General features: G+C 40.8%; 1 protein-coding gene. It reads right to left on the bottom strand.

The window, feature by feature from the left end; all coding sequences use genetic code 11:
- Positions 1–476: serine/threonine protein kinase PrkT (gene prkT, locus AC2JF9_RS08770; RefSeq protein ID WP_500726994.1), on the bottom strand; the 476-nt coding region annotated here is incomplete at both ends.

Genomic DNA, 476 nt, shown 5'->3' with positions numbered 1-476 from the left:
CCAATATCCCCTGTCAAAAAATTCAGTAAACTCTTTTACAGACCTTCCAATTGAAGTGGTTCCACCGACATCTATACAGCGCACTTTATAGGCAGGAAGAGTCACGATCAAATTTTCCGGCTTTAAATCCCCAAAAATCCACCCTTGTTTATGTAAAACAGACAAACTTGATAACAATTGAAGCATTAAAACACCGGTCCATTCAGGCCCCTTTTTTTGAATGAATGGAAGATACCCTTCCCCTTTAATATACTCCATTACATAAAATGGCATAGTTTTGCCGTTTTTCACAAAATCATCCGCTTCCAAAAAAGAAGGCCCGAGGACGGATCCCTGGACCTTGGAAAAGGCTTTAAGAATGTTCATCTCGGATATGATGGACACGCCATTGTCACTAAGCTTTAATGCCACATATTGCCGGTTGCTCTCGGCAAGATAAACAATGCCGTTTGCGCCGAACCCTAATTCTTTTATTA

The sequence above is a fragment of the Lactobacillus sp. C449L genome, from assembly GCF_059900815.1.
The sequence above is the reverse complement of the archived record's forward strand: the minus strand, read 5'-3'. Positions and strand labels throughout refer to the sequence as shown.